This is a genomic window from Marivirga sp., from assembly GCF_051117495.1.
Taxonomy (GTDB): domain Bacteria; phylum Bacteroidota; class Bacteroidia; order Cytophagales; family Cyclobacteriaceae; genus Marivirga.
The window spans coordinates 21,071-39,874 of record NZ_JBNPEF010000025.1 but is presented as its reverse complement, the minus strand read 5'-3'; the positions used below and the strand labels follow the sequence as shown (position 1 = coordinate 39,874).

Sequence of the window (18,804 nt, the reverse complement as noted above, 5' to 3'; positions counted from 1 at the left end):
TGGCAGTCGATTAAACTGCCATTTTCATATCTTTAATTTTGAATTCGGTTATTCGTCTTTCTTGGCTTTCTCTTTATTCTTTACTTCAATTAAATCTCCATCTTTTAATGTTTTCGAAATAGCTAAGAATGGTCCTTTTACCACTTTCTGTCCAGGTTCTAAACCATCTATTTGAATGAATTCAAAATCGCTGATGCCGGTTTTTACTTCCGTCATTTTTACTGTATTATCATCCAGTACTACAAAAACTACTTCTTTCTCTTTTTTAGGAGTTCTTATATCTACCTCTTTAGCAGCTGAATCGTTCTTATTTTCCGGAGTTCTTAAAGTAACGGAAGAAAGCGGAACAGTTAAAATATCCTTTTTGGTCTCGGTCATGATTTCCACACTGGCTGTCATGCCTGGCCTAAATGGAGAATCTCCTTCTTCAGTGATTAAATCCTCATAAGAAGAATTCAAGATTTTTACTTTTACTTCAAACTCGGTAACCGCATCTTGTGAAGCTTTTTCATTTGCCGTATTCGCTATGGCAGTTACGACCCCTTTGAATTCTTTTTCCATATAAGTATAAGAATCTACTTCTATGTTAGCTGTATCACCAATATTGATTCTGATGATGTCATTTTCATTCACATCTACCCGAACTTCCATATTATTCAAATTGGCAATACGCATCATCTCTGTTCCTGCCATTTGCTGGGTTCCAACCACACGTTCCCCTAACTCAACACTCAATTTTGAAACAGTACCATCCACCGGAGAGTAAATGGTAGTTCGTCTTAAGTTTTCACTAGCTTCATCAACGGTTGCCTGACTACTTTTCACAGTGTATCTGGCAGCTAATACGCTTTTTTCTGCTGCTAATTTATCATTTTGGGAGACTTGGTAATTCGCAAGAGCAGATTCATAATCTGCCGTGGAAATCACCTTTTCTTCATAAAGTTTTTTCTGACGCTCAAAGATTTGTTTTGTTTGCGTCAATTGTGCTTTAGCTCTCTCTAAAGCAGCCTCGGCTTGAGCTAAGGCTGCTTTTTGCTGGTTTAAATTTGCTTGAGCTCTTTCTAAAGCACTCTGAAAATTATCCGGTCTGATTTTTACCAATAAATCGTCTTTCTTTACTGGATCTCCTTCCTCAACTGCCAATTCAGTAATTTCTCCTGCCACATCCGGGCTAAGTTTTACTTCTACTACAGGTTGAACCGTTCCACTAGCATTTACTTTTTCAATAATGGTTCTTTTTTGTACTTCATCAACTTCCACCGTTGTAGAAGGAGGTTGTCCGATTACCCCAGATTTTTTTCCTATAATGGCCGCTACTATTAAGATAACGACAATCCCAATTAGGATATATAATGTTTTTTTATTTGATTTTTTCTTAGCCATGGTTAAAAGTTTAAAGGTTTCCCTTGATAAAAGTCCAGTACTTTAAGTTTAAATATATAATCGTATTTTGCTCGAATGAGATCGGATTTTACTCTTTCGAAGTCATTTTTTATTTGTGTGAATTCAACCGCATCTGTTGCACCAAGCTCCAATCGTTGTTCTGCATTTTTAAAAGTTAGTTCCGAAGCTTCAAAACTATTTTTTAAAGCTTCATAGGATTTTGCGGCTGCTTTTACATCTAAATAAGCCTGCTCTATGGTTTGTTGCAATTGGTTCTTAGCAGCTGTTAATTGATATTCGCTTCTTTTCTGATTGATAATGGCTTGTTCTACACTATTTTTAACCTGAAATTTATTAAAGATAGGAATGTTCAAACTTAATCCTAAAAATCTTCTTTGGTTAAAGTCCAATTGATTCCAATACGTGTTTTCAGTAAATTCTGATGGAACTTCCTGTTGTGTTACTACGACTTCACCAGTATTTTGAACGACCCCAACAGGTCTGGTAATGGTAACGTTTTCAGAACCTAAAACCGGGAATTGTTCGGGTGCCGCATCAGAATAATTCGTGGATATTCCAGCATTTAGACTTAAAGAAGGATAATATCCACTTCTGGCAACGCCTATTCCTCTAACAGCGCTTTCTTTTCTGTACTTAGCCGCTTTTATCACCGGTTGATTTTGCAAGGCATATTGATAAACATTTGTGGATGTTTCCATTAATTCACCTTCATTAGGTTCCGGTAAATCTGGGATTTCAATATCAAATGGTTGTTCTGCAGGAATCTGTAAGGCTTGCTTTAATTGAAGATAAGAAATGTTTAAATTATTTTCAGCACGCACGACTTCTAATTCATCATTAGCTTTTTGTTGTCTGATTTGCAATAGGTCTGCCTGTGCTAATGCACCAATTTCCACTTGTTTTTCTACTCGATTTTCTTGACTTTCTGTGGTTTGCAACCTTAACTGAGCAGTTTCAAGCAATTCTTTATTGAATAGAATATTGGTGTAAAATGTCACTACATCCAATGTCACATTATTCTGAACATTGGCTAAATCCTGTTGAGCGGCCATTTGTCCATATTGATCCCTTTTTATACTATTATACCTTTGAAACCCATCAAATAATGGAAGGCTCGCATTTAGACCAGCATTTTGAGAATTAATTCCTCTGTCAATAATAGTGTTGGTAAAAGGATCAATCGAACGACCTGTAGAGGTGTTTACCCCCAAACTCCCATTCATATTGGGCAAATTGCTCATTTTAGAGCCAAACAGATTGATTTCTGCATTTTCAACATCTAATCCTGATTGTTTTACTTGCAGGTTATTTTCTAAAGCATAGTCAATACATTTTTGTAAAGACCATTTATCTTGTGCGTTGGCGCTAAGTACAACAAACAAGAAAAAAATTGATAAATAAATTCTAAGCATAATTAGTTAATAGTTTACATGTCAATATCGGGTATATAGATCACGTTTTTTACCCAATCCAAATTTTTCAAATATTCTAAGGTAATGGGTTTCAGTCCACTATCCATTTCTATAGCCAAACAAGCAATATCTTTTTTGCCTTTTCTGGATACACTCATGGTAGCAATATTGACCTTGTCATGAGTAATGATACTCGTGATAAAGGCAATACTTCCCTCTCTGTCGTCAGCAGTAATGATAAGCGTATGCAAGGCAGCAGAAATATTGGCAGTAAATCCATTTACTTTGGAAATGTTGATGACACCTCCCCCTAAACTTTCTCCAATAACCTCCACCTTGTTATCGCCATTCGCTAGGTTCACTTTAATCGTATTGGGATGATAAGTTCCTGCACTTCCAATAGATTTAAATGTATATTTTAATCCTGCCTCTTTTGCCAATTCAAATGATTGTTTGATTCTAACATCATCTGTCATTAAATTTAGCAGTCCACCTATAATGGCTTTATCACTGCCATGGCCTTCATAAGTTCTGGCAAATGAATTATAAAAAGTGATTATAGCCTCTTCCGGTTCCGCTCCCAAAACTTTAATAGCTGCACGTGCAATACGAACAACTCCTGCAGTGTGAGAACTTGAAGGGCCTATCATTACTGGTCCGATCATATCAAAAATACTGCTTCTTTCTCCCATTTCTTAAAATAAAACCCAATATTAGACAATTAATTGCAGCGGCAAAAGTATTATTGATGAATGGATTATGGAAGTTTTAAAAGCGATATAAGCATGATTAATTACAATGGTAAATTAACACCCTCAGATTCAGTGTCTTTGGATATATCGAACCGTGCGTTTCAATATGGAGATGGGATTTTCGAAACAATTATTTTTGATGGCAATAAAATAAAATTTCAAGAAGAGCACTGGGAAAGAATAATAGAGGGCGTAAAAGGATTGAAAATGGAAATTTCTTTTACAAAATCTGAGTTCGAAGAAATGCAATTAAATTTATTAGAAGCTAATAATTTAATAGGGCATTATGCTAGGATGAAACTTATCATTTGGCGCAAAACCGGAGGATTATACGCTCCTACAGAATCGGAAGCTGAATTTATTCTGATGGCTCAAAAAACTGAGAAAAGAGAATTGCAGAAACTGCAAAAGGTAGGTTTAGCACATTCAGTATTTTTGCAAAAATCAGCTTATAGTCATTTGAAAACAGTATCAGCTTTGCCTTATGTATTGGCGGGAATTGAAAAAAAAGAACGTGAGTTGGAAGAGCTCATTTTAACAAATGAAGACGGATATATTGCAGAAGCATCTTCTTCCAATATTTATTTTTTGGATTATGAAAATCGTGTGATTTACACACCTAATTTGAATACAGGATGCGTAAATGGTGTCAGTAGAAGGTATTTATTTAAAAATGCTTTAAAATTTGATTTAAATATTAAAGAGGTGATGTGGAAACCGGAAGAATTAAATTCTGATCTATCCGTTTTCACCATTAATGTAGCTGGGGTCAATTGTATTCAAAAAATCAATAAAACAAAAATGGGGGATTGTACAGAAGGTTTGAAGTTGTTGGAGGAGATTTTTAGGTGGTAGATTATAAATCCGAAAATTCAGGGATTTCCTCCTCAAAAACCAGTTTACTGGCATCAGGTCTAAAGCAATAATGCTCCATTCCATTGGTGATAATCATGTACTTAGCCTGAAATTTACTGTAGTAATTTGCAATTTGTGAAAAAGTTTTGTCTGTAATTTTCACATCAGGAGCCTTACATTCCACTAATAAATGAGGCTTCATTGCCCTATTATAAACCACCAAATCAGTTCTTTTATTTCGCTCATAATATTTCAGACCCGATTCCATTTTAATCAAGCTTGCTGGATAGGATTTATGATGAATTAAGAATTGCAAAAAGTGTTGCCGTACCCATTCTTCGGGTGTTAAAACCAAATATTTCTTCCTGATGGGGTCAAAAATATGTATCTTGCCGTCCATTTTACGCAAGTTCACATCATAAGGCGGAAGGTTTAATTTTTGCATTGGTTTCGCTTAACTTTGTGGCAATTTAAATTTAATTTCAAACAAAAAATAAAGTTCACCTAAATCTGTCAGGTTTTTTGTCATTAATTAGTGGTATAATAAAACGAAAAACTGATTATTCTAAAACCTTAAACTTGACAGGTTTTATAACAAGCAAAGCATAAATGAAGACAAAAAAAGAAATAGTAGATAACTGGTTGCCTCGTTATACGGGAACAGGCTTAGATGAATTTGGAGATTATATTTTATTGACCAATTTCATTAATTATGTGGAGATGTTTGCTAAACAGTATGATGTGGAGATTAAGGGAAGAGATAAACCAATGCAGACCGCTACTGCTGAAGGTATTACCATTATAAATTTTGGAATGGGAAGCTCCGTTGCCGCAACGGTTATGGATTTACTTTCCTCTATCATGCCAAAAGCTGTTCTATTTTTAGGGAAATGCGGAGGTATTAAAAAGAAATCTAAAATTGGTGATTTGATTTTGCCCTTAGCGGGGATTAGAGGAGAAGGTACCAGCAATGATTATATGCCACCTGAAGTACCAGCCTTACCGTCTTTCCGTTTGCAAAGAGCCGTTTCATCCATGATTAAAAAACATGAAATGGATTATTATACCGGAACTGTTTTTACCACTAACAGAAGAGTATGGGAGCATGATGATGAATTTAAAGATTACTTAAGAAGAATAAGGGCGATGGCTGTGGATATGGAAACGGCTACTATATTTTCTGTAGGCTTTGTTAATAGTATCCCAAGAGGTGCTTTGCTTTTGGTTTCTGATAATCCGATGACACCTGAAGGAGTGAAGACAGCCCAAAGTGATCAAAAAGTAACGGGCAGTTATGTCAATTACCACCTTCAAATTGGTATTGATTCATTAATTGAATTAAAAAATTCAGGAGAGTCAGTAAAACATTTGAAATTCACTGAAACATTGTTTGATCAGGATTGATATTTATTTATTTAAAACTCATTTCAGAATGTCATGCCTGGATTTTATGAAGTGAAACGAAATAAAATATCAGGAATCTCTTGAGATAATGGTCGGTGTGCCACCGATCAGGGAGTGCGTCCCTATGGTTGGTGGCTCACCAACCATTTTTATCACATAAGCTAACGGATTTTAAACTTAATCATAAAAATGAACAAATACTTACTCAGTTTTATATTAGTAGTCTTTTTATGTTCTTGCACTAGCAGAGAAAAGGTAGATGCCATCTTTTTCAATGGAAATATTTATACAGTCAATGATAAATTCGAAAAAGCAGAAGCCTTTGCCATTAAAGATGGAAAATTCTTAGCTATTGGAAGCTCCAAAGATATTCGAAATCAATATCAAGCCGAAAAGGAAATTGACTTGTTGGAGGCTCCTGTTTATCCTGGCTTTATCGATGGACATGCACATTTTATTCGCTACGCTAAAGATTTAGGAGATGTGAATCTAGTAGGGACAAAAACATTTGAAGAATTAATCCAGCGCTTGCAAAAGCATGCTAAAAAGTATCCAAATGCACCAGCACTATTAGGTCAAGGATGGGATCAGAATAATTGGGAAGGTAAACAATTCCCTACTAAAGATACATTGGATATTTTATTTCCTGATAAGGTGGTGATGCTAAGAAGAGTGGATGCTCATGCCATTTTAACTAATCAAAAAGGTTTGGATTTGGCTGGGGTAACTTCCAGAACCAAAGTTTCTGGAGGGGAAATATTGATAAATAATGGTAAGCCTAGTGGTGTTTTGATTGATAATGCCATGAATCTTTTGACAGATAAAATGCCGGAAATGGATAGGAGTCAAAAGTTGGAATTGATTCAGCAAGCTCAGGATAATTGCTTTGCCGTGGGCATTACTTCATTGGCAGAAGCAGGACTGGATAAATCTCAAATTAATTTGTTGGATGAAATGCAAAAGGATAGCCTTTTAAAAATGCGTATTTATGCCATGATAAATCCAACTGCTGAAAATATGGAATACTATTTCAGCAATGGCCATTACAAAACAGACTATCTAAATGTGCGATCTTTCAAAATTTACGGAGATGGTGCTCTAGGTTCAAGAGGAGCATGTCTTATTGCACCCTATTCTGATGATGAAGATAATTATGGCTTTTTGAGAAGTAAGCCTGAAGTTTTTGACAGCCTTGCAAAAGTGATTTTTGCAAAGGATTTCCAAATGAATACGCATTGCATAGGCGATTCTGCCAATAGAGCAATAACCAATATCTATGCGAAATATCTGAAAGGGAAAAACGACAGAAGATGGAGAATAGAGCATGCGCAGGTTCTAGCTGAAAATGATTTTAGTAAATTCGGGGATTACAATATCTTGCCTTCTGTTCAGCCTACTCATGCCACTTCTGATATGGATTGGGCGCATGAAAGACTGGGAGAGGAGAGAGTGAAAAATGCGTATGCCTATCAAGAACTATTAAAGCAAAATGGAAAATTGGTATTAGGTTCTGATTTTCCAGTTGAAGATATAAATCCTATTTATGGATTTCATGCAGCTGTTGCCCGTCAGGATGATGATAATTTACCTGAAGGTGGCTTTCAGCCAGAAAATTCTTTAATCAGGGAAGAAGCTTTAAGGGGAATGACATCCTGGGCTGCATTTGGCCAATTTGAAGAAAAAGAAAAGGGTAGCATTACTAAAGGGAAGTGGGCTGATTTCGTAATCTTAGACCAAGATATTATGGAAGCCCCATATGAGGAATTGAGAGATACGAAAGTTATTCTAACCTATTCAGCTGGTGAAAAAGTTTATGAATTAAAATAATGAATAGAGACATAACCATTGCAGAAGCGCAAGAACAAGTAGATGAATGGATTAAGACCATAGGGGTTCGTTATTTCAGCGAATTAACCAATATGACCATACTTACTGAAGAAGTTGGGGAGTTGGCTCGAATTATGGCCAGAAAATATGGTGAACAATCCTTTAAAGAGAGTGAAAAAGATTCAGATTTGGGAGATGAAATGGCTGATGTGCTTTGGGTATTAATTTGCCTGGCTAATCAAACAGGAGTTAATCTGACTGAAGCCTTACAGAAAAATATTGAAAAAAAGACTAAGCGAGATAAAGATAGGCATAAGGGTAATGAGAAATTGAATTAGACTATCATGAGGAATTACATTTTAATATTATTTATCGTAAGTTTTGCTGGATGTACTTCAGATCAAGAAGAATTACCCACAAAGAAATTTATAGAGTCTGTTTATATGCTTGAACAAAAAACAAATAATTCTTGGCAAGTAGATTTAAATGGTGGATTATCAGAAGAAAACCCATATTTTCATTTTATGCATGAAAATGAACTTGCTTTGGGGTTTCTTCAGTGGAACTTGATAGATGAAAAGATTCCTGATTCTATTAAATTTTCTACTAAAAGTCCTGAAGAAGTTCATAAGGATTTTATAAGTTTTACCCAGCAGGATAACGATATAATCACAGCAATACAATTATTTATCTATCCTGAAAAATTCAAAGACAAGCATCAAATCAATATAGACAGTTTAGTAAGCTTGAGTTCGAAATTGTTTTTTGTTACCGCTACTGAAGAGGGAAATGTTGGTTGGAAACTGTGTGCTGGTAAAAGCAAGTTTCCTAAAATTTATGGGGAATCGAAAAGCTATGCGTCCGTTGCCCTTCAAGCACTATGTTTTCAAGCGGTATTTGAAGAGAAATATTCTAATCCTGAGAAAACAGTTTGGTCCTCATTTAATCAAAAAATTCCTGAAGTTTCAGCAGAAATGAATAGCATCGAATATGATAATTACATAGATAAGGCAAACCAATTAATGTGGGCAAAAATGTCTGAATCTGAAGAGTTAAAGGATTTGCTTGTTGGTTTAACAACTAATGAGCATTCAAAATTATACTTCAAAGTAATTGACGAATAACTAAATGATAACTTTAGTTAAATTTAAGTAGTGAGGTAGAGTATTAATTTTAGAGATGAAAAAAGAAGAAATAGCTGAAGATCTTAAGGAAAAAGCAGATTTAACGAGTGCTGATTTAGACTATTTCTTTAAAAAAGTAGAATTTAAATCACTTCAAAAAAATGAGCACTTGATTCGGACTGGAGACCAAAATGTCCATTTTGTTTTAATTCAATCTGGTTGTTTGATGACCTACTTCAAAGACCAAAATGAGCATGTGCATGCTATTCAATTTGGTCAGGAAATGTGGTGGACTGGTGATTTAGACGCTATCTTCAATCAACACCAATCTAATTACGCTATTAAGGCTTTAGCCCCTTCAGAAGTTTATTTATTGAGTAAAGAGGATTTTGAAGACCTTAATAAAAAACATCCTGCTTTTGAGAGTTATTTTAGAAGGCTTTTTCAAAATGCATTAATTAGCCATCAGAAACGGATTATAAGGAATATATCTTTTTCAGCTGAAGAGAAATATTTAGAATTCGTAAAGCTGCACCCTAGATTGGAGTTGCTTGTTCCTCAAAAGTATATTGCTTCTTATATGGGCATCACTCCAGAATTTCTCAGCAAACTCAAACGAAAATTGGCACAATCTTAAAATTTTGAACCTATCTAGGAAAAAGGCGTTTTATTTAGAATTCTTTTAAATAATCTTTACCCCTAAATTCCAAAATCATGGTTTTAATTCATATAGTAACCAACACGGAACAACAAGCAATCGAAATAACAGATTTGCTTATTGAAAGAAAATTAATCCTCAATGCATTAATGATTGAAAAAGCAAAGATGCGTAAGCGATTAAAAGATGGAACTTATGAAACTCGCCCTCAAACTTTGGTTATTGGAAAGACTAAAGGACTTCTTTTTAATGATATAGATCTGCTCTTGAGGGAAAAATATAGTAAAGAAATGCCAACACTCTATTCTATTGCTATTGTAAATATGGATTGGGACCAGGCAGATGAACTGATGGCAGAAACACTTAAAATATGAAGTTTTCCAATAGCTCAATTACCGCAATCTTAAACTAAGTTAAGATTTATGTTCATATAGTAAACATTTGTTTAAATAGTAGAACAACCTCTATTTTCTATGGTTATCTTCATACTTATAAATTAAAATTTTACTACTATGAAATAGTCATAAATGTAGTACGCCAACCGAAATGAATATAACAGGTCATTGAAGGTTGGTTAACTAGGATGGTAAACCTTGACTATTACATGTGGCAACTTAAAAACAATTATATACACATGAATCCGAACGAATATATTACGGGCTTGCACCACTTAACCGTGAGTGTAGGAAGCGCCCAGGAAGACATTGATTTCGTGACCCAAGTAATGGGGATGCGAATGATTAAGCAAACAGTTTTATTTGATGGCTCTGCGAGTGTTTATCATTTGTATTACGCGAATGCAGATGCTGAGGTTGGTTCCGTATGGACTACGTTTCCATTCAAAAAAGCAGGAGTTTACGGTAAGAAAGGCTCAGGCCAAATTGAAGTATCAGGCTTTTCTGTTCATCCTGATGCAATACCATTCTGGAAAGAGCATTTGGATAAACACAAAGTGAAGAATTCAGGAATTCTAGAGCGATTTGGTCAGAAAATGATTCATTTTGAAGATCCTTCTGGAGTTGGAATTGGCGTTTTTGGTGATGCCAATGATAATAGAAATGCCTGGCAAACAGATGAAATCTCTAAAGATAATGGTATCAGAGGATTGCATAGTGCAGTTTTATCTGTCAGAGAAGTAGAAATGATGGATAAGTACTTAACTGAAACGCTTGGTTTTAACAAGGTAGGTCAAGAAGGTCAATATCATCGCTACCACATTAAAGATGGAGGAGCTAGAAGAGTAATTGAACTGCATCATGAGCCAGATTTACCTCAAGGAAGCTGGACATTTGGAGTGGGGATTCCTCACCATATTGCTTTTGCCACTGCAAATGACGAGCAAAGTGCTGAATTGAAAGCTTACATTGAGGGAACAGGTTATACGGATGTGACGGAAATTAAGGACAGAAACTATTTCCATTCGATTTATACCAGAACTCCAGGCGGTCAACTATTTGAATTTGCTACTTCCGATATAGGATTTGCAGTAGATGAGCCAGCCGATTTACTAGGCCATGAATTATTATTACCTCCATTCTTTGAAGATAGAAGAGAGGAATTAATTAAGCCTTTAGAGAAAATTACAGTACCTCATTATTTGAAAGACTAATGTTCTTCTAAAGAATTGAATTTGAAAAGCATATCTTGAGTTATTGGGGTATGCTTTTTTATATTAAAAATTTAATATTGATTTTCTTTTATAACCTTGACAGGTTAAAAGTTGGTCAGGGGTAATGAAAATATTATAAATAATATCAGGAAATTGGTATTCCGAATTGAAAAATAATTGCATCAAAGATTTCATTTTTAGTTTTGTCATCTTGAATAAAACCATATTTCTTTGATAACCTCTTTTTATCTATTGAACGAATTTGATGACACAATAATATAGACTCATTTTCAAGGCCATAACTATTTTCTTTTAATAAAACTTCATTAGGATATATATCTCGACCTTCTTTCCTGCTAGTGATTGGAATTACATTTACAACATTTAGTAAATCGTTTATGTAGTCTTCACTTATTATGAGAACTGGTCTAGATTTGCCTTGTTCCGAACCAATAACAGGGTCTAAATTTGCTCTAAAGATTGACCATTTCGAAAAGTTCATAAAGCATCAGAATCTGCAAATTTGAAGTCATAATTAACTTCCTTAATATCTGCCAGAAATAAAGGGTCTTTGGAAGCTTTTTTCATCAGTTCTATTTTTTTTTGATGGTCATTTAAGTCTTCTTCAATTGTAACAACTACATTTGAGATGTCATTAAAATTTTTTGGCAAATCAATTATAAGTTGATTATTCTTGACCTTATATTTCTTCTTAAATGTTTTCATTTCATGAAATTTAAATAATTAAACGGAATTTCACAAAAGTCAGTTCAGCCTTATCATTTAAATTTCTGGATTGCTAAAATTCATTTTAACATTATTACTTATTTCAATCCATTTAAAAATTCTACTCCAGTAATTTTCTCCACTTCTTCTAAACTTACTCCTGGCATTAACTCCACCAACTTAAAACCGGATTCACCCATTTTGAAAACGGCTTTATCCGTTATCACCATATCCACAGCATTCATAGCGGTAATGGGTAATTCGCATGATTTTACCAACTTCGGACTACCATCTTTATTGTTGTGGTTCATGGTAATAATGAGCTTTTTAGAACCGGAAGCTAAATCCATCGCACCACCTACTCCTAGTAGAGGTTTTCCAGGAACAGCCCAGTTGGCTAAATTTCCTTTTTCATCTACTTCCAATCCGCCCATAATGGCAACATCCACATGTTTGCCTCTTATCATACCGAATGAGGTAGCTGTATCAAAATAACTGGCACCTTTCACAGCTGTCACGGGGATTTTCCCTGCATTAACAGGATTTGTCATGGCTCCGCTACCATCCGCTGGTTCGGGGCCAACGCCTAACATTCCGTTTTCGGTGTGGAGGATAATGCCGTCTTTTTCTTTAATCAAATCAGCCACTAAAGTAGGAATTCCAATTCCAAGATTGACAATATCTCCTTTTTGCAATTCTTTCAATGCCCTTCGAGCAATATTCAGCCTGTCTTCACCGGCTTTTTTACTTCCTACTGATGCAGAAGAACCTAAATGTTCCTTCTGTAATTTGGCTTCAACCAGAAAATCCACAAAGCAAGCTTGGGTATGGATTTGATTTGGGTCTAATTCACCCACTGGCACAATTTCTTCTACTTCGGCTATCACAATATCAGCAGCGGTAGCCATAGCAGGATTGAAGTTTTGCTCGGTCATTCGGTAAGTTAAATTTCCAGCTGTATCAGCTTTCCAGGCTCTGATAAAAGCTACATTTCCTCTTATTCCTTCTACAAAAACCTGCTCTATACCATTGATGACTTTGGTTTCCATTTTTTCAGCCAAAACGGTTCCTGCTGAAGTTGGAGTATAGAATCCACCAATTCCCATTCCACCCGCTCTAATGGCTTCACCTAAGGTACCTTGAGGTAATAAATCATATTCTACTTTGCCATCTTGTGCCCATTTAACTGCATTCGGATTACTAGTGAAATAAGAGCCAATCATTTTCTTGAGCTGGCCATTGGTTAATAACCTATCACCACCCAAACCTGGCTCTCCCACATTGTTTCCAATATAGGTTAAGTCTTTGGGGCTGGTTTCCGCTAATGCATGCAATAAGTGAACAGGTGCGCCTGTCATACCGAAACCTCCGCATAAAATGGTATCATTATTTTTAACTTTGCTAGCAGCTTCTTTTGCATTAATAATGGGTATATTCTTCATTTGTATATTCTTGTTTTACGGTCAAAATATAACTCATTATATGAACATAAGTTTATTATAAGAACAAATATTTAAAAATTAAGTTAGATATTTACGGAATGGAACCATCTATCAAAAAATCAGACTTTGTACAATCTCTTGAAAAAGGATTGAAAGTAATAGCAGCCTTTGATGCAGAAAATGATAAAATGACCTTAACGGAAGTATCCAAAAAGGTGGACTTGACCAGGGCAAATGCAAGGAGGATTTTATTGACACTTCAGTATTTAGGATTTGTGCAAACAGAAGATGGAAAGCAATTTAGCTTAAGTCCGAAGGTGTTGACATTGGGCTATTCCTACTTATCCTCTTTACCCTTTCAGGAATTGGCTAAACCCTATTTGAAAACACTAGCTCAAGAAGTGAATGAATCATGTTCTATGTCGGTTTTAGATGGCTATGATATTGTGTATGTAGCCAGAGTACAAACAAACCGAATTATGACGATTTCTTTAGGAGTTGGTACTCGGTTGCCCGTTTATGCGACTTCCATGGGAAGGGTTTTGTTAGCTGGCTTAGCTGATCATGAAATGCAAGAATTTATTAGAGGAATTAAAGCGGAACAATTAACCCCTAATACGATTACTGATTCAGAGAAATTGATTGAACGCATACAATTAGTGAGAGAAAGAGGATGGGCTTTGGCTGACCAAGAATTGGAAATTGGGGTTCGTTCAATTGCCTGTCCGATTAAAGATAAAAATGGAAAAACCATTGCTGCATTGAATATTAGCGGACATGCCAGCAGAGTGAGCAAAGATGAAATGTTGGAGAGATTTCTCCCACATTTAAAGAGCACAGTAGCTCAAATTGAAAATGCAATACATAAATTATAAATCATGGACTTTATATATACATCATATCCTAATCAAGTATTTTTTGGAAAAGGTAAAACTGCTGAATTGCCTACTATTTTAGCCGATTACAAAAAAGTAATGGCGATGGGAGAGGAGCGCTGGGCTTCTCAAATTAATGCAGTGAGTGATGCATTAGGAAAAGAAAAACTTTACTATTTTCCTGAAATCATTCAACATGTTCCCCAAAAGTTGGTAGATAAAGCCATGGTGAAATTGAAAGAGGAAAAGCCGGATGTTTTATTAGCATTTGGAGGAGGATCAGCTATTGGTTTGGCAAAAGCTTTAGCTCTTGAGACAAAGTTGCCAATTGTGGCAGTTCCTACTACATATTCTGGTTCAGAGCAAACCAACATTTGGGGAATTAGCTCAGAGGAAGGCAAAACCACTGGGAAATCTATGGATGTTATGCCAAAAGTGGTGGTTTATGATTCAGAATTGACTGCTGGCTTACCTTTAAGTCTTGCCGTAACTAGTGGCATGAATGCCATGGCTCATTTAATGGAAGCTATTTATGCTCCTAATGGAAATCCAGTAACTCGGCATCATGCCTTGTTAGGGGTAGAAAAAATTAAGTCAGGTTTAGAAGAAGTGGCTCGTGAACAAAAACTGACTGAGCAAGCCAATATCGATATTCAGTTTGGGGCTTATTTAGCCGGGAAATGCCTGTGTGAAGTAAGCATGTCATTGCACCATAAAATGGCGCATGTATTGGGCGGTTCGTTCAAATTGGAGCATTCTTATGTCCACACCGTTTTACAGTCGTTTGTTTTAAACTACCAATGGGAGTACCTCTCCAAAGAAATAAAAGGCGATTTTGTACAAGTTTTAGGTACTGAGCCTGCTCATAAATTGCAAGAACTTTCAGCAAAAGCAGGAGGACCAACCGATTTAAAAAGCATAGGTTTCAAAATGGAAGATATCGAGAAAGCAGTGGAAACTGTGCTAGCTAAACCTTACGAAAATGTAGCCCCACTTGAAAAAGCTAAATTAGTGGATATGTTGCAGCATGCTTATGAGGGAAGTTTGGAGGGGTAGAATTATCTTTTCAAACTTATGTCTATTAATTTTATTTTAGAGTTATTGAAATCCAAAATTATAAGTCAGTTATCTTTTTAATCGCATTAATTAAAAAAATCGTATATTAGAATATGACTCAGAAAGAAAGTATAATTAATAAAATTCAACGTCTTTCAGATAAAAAATATCCTGATGCAGAAATCTATTTGTTTGGTTCGCAAGCAAGAGGAAATGCCTCTGTTTCCTCTGATTGGGATTTGCTAGTTTTGATGAATTCTGATAAAGTACCTTTTACCACTGAAACAAAGATGATGGATGAATTCTATGATATAGAATTGTAAACCGGTCAAATAATTTCCCCTTTAATTTATTCAAAAAGAGAATGGGAAGATAAATATAAAATTACTCCTCTCTACAACAGTATTTTAAATGAAGGTATTCGAATCAAATGAGTAGCTCAAACCAAGATTTGATAAAATATCGTCTGGAACGTGCTAAGGAAACTCTCGAGGATGCGAAGTTATTAGCTCGCAATAATAGATGGAATTCTGCTATTAACAGGCTTTATTATTCAGCTTATTATGCAGTCACAGCTCTATTATTAAAAGATAATCATTATTCTACTACACATAATGAAGCTAAAAGTATATTTTCGGAACATTTCATTAAAACGGGACTATTCACAACTGAAATAGGTAGAATATATTCTCAATTATTTACTTGGAGACAAAAGGGAGATTATTCTGATTTATTCGATTTTACCGAAGAAAAAGTAACACCTTATTTTCAACCTGTTACTGATTTAATTAAATCAATAGAAGAGCATCTTGACTAATTTTATTCTACAATAACTTCTTTTTCTTTAATATTTCGCAAGTAATCTTTTAAAATTATTCCAAACCTTCCTTTGTAAAATTTGTTGTATGTACATATATTGTTGTTGTATTAAATATTGGATGATGTCTGAAAATTTACACCTTTTTGAGAACACTATTTTTGAAGGAGCTTCATTAGAAGATGCTAAAAGTGCCATTATTATGACGCATGGTAGGGGAGATGATTCTTCTAAAATGCAGGAATTAGTAAAAAGTTTAAATATTGCGGATGATATGGCTGTAGTTTTTCCTATTGCCACTAATAATACTTGGTACCCAAAAGGATTTATGGAAGATTGGAGCGAAAATCAACCTTGGTTGGATTCTGCGTTGAAAAACCTAGCTAATATTATCAAGCATTTGAATGATCATGGTATTTCGAACGATAAAATATTTGTTTTAGGGTTTTCTCAAGGAGCCTGTCTAAATTTGGAATATACAACTCGAAATGCTCAAAAATATGCAGGTATTGCTGTTTTGAGTGGAGGTTTGATTGGTCCGCATATTGAAAAAAGCAACTACAGCGGAGATTTTCAAGGCACGGAGATTTTTATAGGTTGTAGCAATATTGACCATCATATTCCAGAACACCGCTTACATGAGTCGGAAGAGGTGGTGGCCCCAATGGGTGCTAAAGTAGATAAAAGAGTTTATGAGGGGATGGACCATATTATTTGCGAGGATGAAATTCAGAAAGTCAATGAAATGTTAACCTCATTATAAAATATCAGAAAATGAACTTTAAGGGAATAATAAAAGGATTACATCATATCACCGCAACAGTTAGCGATGCGCAAGAAGATTATGATTTTTATACCAAAATATTAGGTCAACGTCTGATTAAGGAGACGGTTAATTTCGATAATGAAAATGTTTATCATTTTTATTACGGCAATGAAATCGGTTCGCCCTCCACTATTTTCACTACTTTTCCCTATAAAGGTCAAGGTGTGAGAGATGGAATAATCGGTTCTGGACAGGTTTTTGAAACTGTATTTTCTGCGCCTGAAAACAGCTTGTCTTTTTGGAAAGAAAGATTGAAAAGCAATGGTATAAATTTCTCAAAACTTGAAAGCTTTGGAAAAGAAAAGCTTCAATTTAAAGACCCTTCAGGTCTAAATATTGCGATTATTGAAGATGCTGATGATAAAAGAACTCCTGTTTGGAAGACCGAAGATATTTCAGAAAAAGAAAATCTTATTGGTATTCATCATGTGTTATTAGCTATTGCTGATGTTGAGGAAACTTTAAAGTTTTTAAGTGTATTTGGCTACGAAGAAACAGCCAGAGAAGGTGATTCCGTTCACTTGAATAGCAGTATTGGTGGTGCTGGCAATTCCCTAGTGGTTATGAATGCTGGAGATTTACCAAAAGGAAAAAATGGAATTGGGACGGTGCATCATGTAGCTCATAGAGTGGAAAAAATTGAGGATTCGCTGAAAATCAGAGATTACTTAGTGAATGAGTTAGGCTTGAAAGTGACTGAAGTTAAAGATAGAAAGTATTTTCAATCTATATATTTCAGAATACCTGGAGGTGTTTTGTTTGAAGTGGCAACAGAAGGACCTGGTTTTCTAGTAGATGAAAGCAATGAAGAATTGGGGAGCACATTGAAATTACCAGATTGGCAAGAACCACATCGAGCTAAAATTGAAGCGGGTTTAATGGAGTATCAAAAATAATTCAATTTCATTCATAGAGATGGCAAAATCTACAGTATTCCTAATGCTCTTGGTCTTTTTGGCTGGGGCAATTTTACCTATTCAAGCAGGATTTAATATTCAAATTGGTAAAACAGTACAACAACCAGTTTTTGCAGCTTTTGCCTCTTTTTTAATAGGTACAATTGCGCTTTTTATCTATTTATTAGCTATTAAATTCAACTTTAATACCGTATCAGCAACTCAATCTGTTTCCCCTATATTCTGGACAGCTGGAATTTTGGGTGCTTTTTATGTGGCTTCAGTTATTATTATAGCCCCAAAATTAGGAACTGCTTTAACCTTTTCGCTAATAGTGGGAGGATAAATGATAATCTCCTTGATTTTAGACCATTTTGGTTTATTGGGATTCTCAGTTAAGGAAATTAACTGGCAACGGGTTTTAGGCGTTGTGTTTTTGGTTTTGGGTGTATTGTTGATTAGAAAATATTAAGATGCTTTTTGCTCATACACTTTCTTAAATCCTTCCAATCCCTTTTCAGTTAAAGTGGGTCTGACCAGATTAAAGAAGACTTGCATATAGTAATCAATTTTTTCTTGGTCTTTGCCCTTGTAGAATACTTCAGCATCTGAAATCCAAGAATTACTTACCATTAATAAAGCGTGAATTAGCATTTCTTTTTGCTTTTCATCTTTAAAGGCTTTCATATATCCATTAGCAATTAAAAATCCAGATATGGTATCCAAAATATTCCACCTTTGGTCAAATTGGTCTTGAGCGTGTTTCTTGATGTGATCAAAATGCCGCACAACTTTAGTAATTCCCAAATAGATAAACTTATACTTGTAGATTTCTTCAAAGAGAATCTTAAGTCGGCTTAACATAAATTCTAAGTTGATGACTTCTTCCTTGATATTTTTAAACTGCTGCTCTACATTCTTTTGCATATTAAGATAGAGTTGTAGAATAATATCATCCTTCTTCGGGAAATGATAGCATAAATTTCCATAACTAATCCCCATTTCTTCTGCTATAGATTTGCTGGATATAGCAGAAATTCCATGAGTATTGAATAGTATGCGAGCGGTTTCTAATATCTTTTCTTTCGTCTTCATTTGAATGGAAATCTCACACAATATTA

Annotated in this window: 22 protein-coding genes and 1 pseudogene; 15 read left to right on the top strand and 8 right to left on the bottom strand. The window is 35.1% G+C overall.

Going from position 1 to position 18,804, the window contains the following annotated elements; all coding sequences use genetic code 11:
• Positions 1-48: 48 nt before the first annotated feature.
• The 3 genes from ACFE0M_RS13185 to sdaAB are packed head-to-tail and all read right to left on the bottom strand — an operon-like array spanning position 49 to position 3,508.
• A complete protein-coding gene (locus ACFE0M_RS13185) occupies positions 49-1,383 on the bottom strand; it encodes an efflux RND transporter periplasmic adaptor subunit (RefSeq protein ID WP_434546242.1) in 1,335 nt (444 codons plus the stop codon).
• A 2-nt stretch (positions 1,384-1,385) separates the two neighbouring features.
• Entirely contained in the window at positions 1,386-2,816 is a 1,431-nt protein-coding gene (locus ACFE0M_RS13180) for a TolC family protein (RefSeq protein ID WP_434546241.1), read from the bottom strand.
• 14 nt (positions 2,817-2,830) lie between these two features.
• The gene (sdaAB, locus tag ACFE0M_RS13175; RefSeq protein WP_434546240.1) at positions 2,831-3,508 is read right to left on the bottom strand and encodes an L-serine ammonia-lyase, iron-sulfur-dependent subunit beta; all 678 of its coding nucleotides are present in this window, start codon (positions 3,506-3,508) and stop codon (positions 2,831-2,833) included.
• Positions 3,509-3,601: 93 nt separating this feature from the next.
• Between sdaAB and ACFE0M_RS13170 the strand changes: the two genes are divergently transcribed.
• Positions 3,602-4,423 carry an aminotransferase class IV gene (locus ACFE0M_RS13170; protein WP_434546239.1) on the top strand — a complete coding sequence of 274 codons (822 nt, stop codon included), beginning with the start codon at positions 3,602-3,604 and terminating at the stop codon, positions 4,421-4,423.
• Between the two features lies 1 nt (position 4,424).
• Here the strand turns inward: ACFE0M_RS13170 and ACFE0M_RS13165 are convergent, their stop codons facing one another.
• On the bottom strand, positions 4,425-4,868 hold the full coding sequence (locus tag ACFE0M_RS13165; RefSeq protein ID WP_434546238.1) for a type I restriction enzyme HsdR N-terminal domain-containing protein: 444 nt from the start codon (positions 4,866-4,868) through the stop codon (positions 4,425-4,427).
• Between the two features lie 164 nt (positions 4,869-5,032).
• Between ACFE0M_RS13165 and ACFE0M_RS13160 the strand changes: the two genes are divergently transcribed.
• The 7 genes from ACFE0M_RS13160 to ACFE0M_RS13130 all read left to right on the top strand — a co-directional run bounded on the left by ACFE0M_RS13160 (position 5,033) and on the right by ACFE0M_RS13130 (position 11,045).
• Positions 5,033-5,827 carry an AMP nucleosidase gene (locus tag ACFE0M_RS13160; protein WP_434546237.1) on the top strand — a complete coding sequence of 265 codons (795 nt, stop codon included), beginning with the start codon at positions 5,033-5,035 and terminating at the stop codon, positions 5,825-5,827.
• A gap of 189 nt (positions 5,828-6,016) precedes the next feature.
• Positions 6,017-7,654, top strand: a complete 1,638-nt coding sequence (locus ACFE0M_RS13155; RefSeq protein ID WP_434546236.1) for an amidohydrolase — start codon at positions 6,017-6,019, stop codon at positions 7,652-7,654.
• A complete protein-coding gene (locus tag ACFE0M_RS13150; protein ID WP_434546235.1) occupies positions 7,654-7,992 on the top strand; it encodes a nucleotide pyrophosphohydrolase in 339 nt (112 codons plus the stop codon). The genes ACFE0M_RS13155 and ACFE0M_RS13150 overlap by 1 nt, the downstream gene beginning before the upstream one ends.
• 6 nt (positions 7,993-7,998) lie before the next feature.
• Complete coding sequence (locus ACFE0M_RS13145; protein ID WP_434546234.1) at positions 7,999-8,778, top strand: hypothetical protein; 780 nt, start codon at positions 7,999-8,001, stop codon at positions 8,776-8,778.
• A gap of 55 nt (positions 8,779-8,833) precedes the next feature.
• On the top strand, positions 8,834-9,415 hold the full coding sequence (locus tag ACFE0M_RS13140; protein ID WP_434546233.1) for a Crp/Fnr family transcriptional regulator: 582 nt from the start codon (positions 8,834-8,836) through the stop codon (positions 9,413-9,415).
• A gap of 77 nt (positions 9,416-9,492) precedes the next feature.
• The gene (locus ACFE0M_RS13135; protein ID WP_434546232.1) at positions 9,493-9,810 is read left to right on the top strand and encodes a hypothetical protein; all 318 of its coding nucleotides are present in this window, start codon (positions 9,493-9,495) and stop codon (positions 9,808-9,810) included.
• A 260-nt stretch (positions 9,811-10,070) separates the two neighbouring features.
• A complete protein-coding gene (locus ACFE0M_RS13130; RefSeq protein ID WP_434546231.1) occupies positions 10,071-11,045 on the top strand; it encodes a VOC family protein in 975 nt (324 codons plus the stop codon).
• Positions 11,046-11,190: 145 nt separating this feature from the next.
• Here ACFE0M_RS13130 and ACFE0M_RS13125 read toward each other — a convergent pair whose 3' ends face one another.
• The 3 genes from ACFE0M_RS13125 to ACFE0M_RS13115 form a co-directional block, all read right to left on the bottom strand.
• A complete protein-coding gene (locus ACFE0M_RS13125; protein WP_434546230.1) occupies positions 11,191-11,547 on the bottom strand; it encodes a type II toxin-antitoxin system PemK/MazF family toxin in 357 nt (118 codons plus the stop codon).
• Positions 11,544-11,771: a hypothetical protein gene (locus ACFE0M_RS13120; protein ID WP_434546229.1), complete on the bottom strand. Its 228-nt coding sequence runs from the start codon at positions 11,769-11,771 to the stop codon at positions 11,544-11,546. Before ACFE0M_RS13120 ends, ACFE0M_RS13125 begins: the two co-directional genes overlap by 4 nt.
• A 98-nt stretch (positions 11,772-11,869) precedes the next feature.
• Positions 11,870-13,213 carry a 3-oxoacid CoA-transferase gene (locus ACFE0M_RS13115; protein ID WP_434546228.1) on the bottom strand — a complete coding sequence of 448 codons (1,344 nt, stop codon included), beginning with the start codon at positions 13,211-13,213 and terminating at the stop codon, positions 11,870-11,872.
• A 98-nt stretch (positions 13,214-13,311) separates the two neighbouring features.
• Here ACFE0M_RS13115 and ACFE0M_RS13110 point away from each other — a divergent pair, with 98 nt between their 5' ends.
• From ACFE0M_RS13110 to ACFE0M_RS13080, 7 genes and pseudogenes are all read left to right on the top strand, one after another.
• Entirely contained in the window at positions 13,312-14,088 is a 777-nt protein-coding gene (locus ACFE0M_RS13110; protein WP_434546227.1) for an IclR family transcriptional regulator, read from the top strand.
• Positions 14,089-14,091: 3 nt separating this feature from the next.
• Positions 14,092-15,144: a maleylacetate reductase gene (locus tag ACFE0M_RS13105; protein ID WP_434546226.1), complete on the top strand. Its 1,053-nt coding sequence runs from the start codon at positions 14,092-14,094 to the stop codon at positions 15,142-15,144.
• Between the two features lie 113 nt (positions 15,145-15,257).
• On the top strand, positions 15,258-15,467 hold the full coding sequence (locus ACFE0M_RS13100) for a nucleotidyltransferase domain-containing protein (protein WP_434546225.1): 210 nt from the start codon (positions 15,258-15,260) through the stop codon (positions 15,465-15,467).
• A 107-nt stretch (positions 15,468-15,574) separates the two neighbouring features.
• Positions 15,575-15,961, top strand: coding sequence for a HEPN domain-containing protein (locus tag ACFE0M_RS13095; RefSeq protein WP_434546224.1), 387 nt, complete (start codon positions 15,575-15,577; stop codon positions 15,959-15,961).
• A 124-nt stretch (positions 15,962-16,085) separates the two neighbouring features.
• The gene (locus ACFE0M_RS13090; RefSeq protein WP_434546223.1) at positions 16,086-16,724 is read left to right on the top strand and encodes an alpha/beta hydrolase; all 639 of its coding nucleotides are present in this window, start codon (positions 16,086-16,088) and stop codon (positions 16,722-16,724) included.
• Between the two features lie 11 nt (positions 16,725-16,735).
• Positions 16,736-17,683, top strand: coding sequence for a ring-cleaving dioxygenase (locus tag ACFE0M_RS13085; RefSeq protein ID WP_434546222.1), 948 nt, complete (start codon positions 16,736-16,738; stop codon positions 17,681-17,683).
• A gap of 19 nt (positions 17,684-17,702) precedes the next feature.
• A pseudogene (locus ACFE0M_RS13080) lies at positions 17,703-18,155 on the top strand (DMT family transporter).
• Here ACFE0M_RS13080 and ACFE0M_RS13075 read toward each other — a convergent pair.
• Positions 18,152-18,778, bottom strand: coding sequence for a TetR/AcrR family transcriptional regulator (locus ACFE0M_RS13075; RefSeq protein WP_434546221.1), 627 nt, complete (start codon positions 18,776-18,778; stop codon positions 18,152-18,154). The pseudogene ACFE0M_RS13080 and the gene ACFE0M_RS13075 sit on opposite strands and share 4 nt — an antisense overlap.
• Positions 18,779-18,804: the final 26 nt, after the last annotated feature.